This is a genomic window from Corynebacterium sp. MSK122 (assembly GCF_030229435.2).
Lineage (GTDB): Bacteria > Actinomycetota > Actinomycetes > Mycobacteriales > Mycobacteriaceae > Corynebacterium > Corynebacterium marquesiae.
The window spans coordinates 1-333 of record NZ_JASPHV020000077.1; the positions used below are offsets into that span (position 1 = coordinate 1).

Consider the following 333-nt stretch of genomic DNA (forward strand, 5'->3'; position numbering starts at 1 on the left):
TGGCCAGTTCGACTTCTCCGACCGACGTCCACGGGCCCTGGGCATGAATCAGTTCCGCCTTGTAGAGACCATTGACTGTTTCGGCTAGAGCATTGTCATAAGAATCGCCGACTGTTCCCACACTCGGGCGGATTCCTGACTCAGCTAGCGCGGTGGAATACTTCAGTGACACGTACTGGCTGCCCCGATCGCTGTGGTGAATTAGTTGGTTTCCATGGATTCGCCCTGCAGTCGTTAACGCATGCTCCAATGCCTCCATGAGCAGCGCATCGGTACGCATCGTCGAGCGTGTAGCAACACCAACAATTTTTCGGCTAAATACATCCACGACAA

The 333-nt window shown here is 54.1% G+C and carries 1 protein-coding gene; it reads right to left on the reverse strand.

The annotated features are described in order from the left end of the window. Window positions 1-333, reverse strand: a 333-nt coding sequence (locus QP934_RS11535) for a DDE-type integrase/transposase/recombinase (protein ID WP_419127594.1), incomplete at both ends; no start/stop codon positions are given.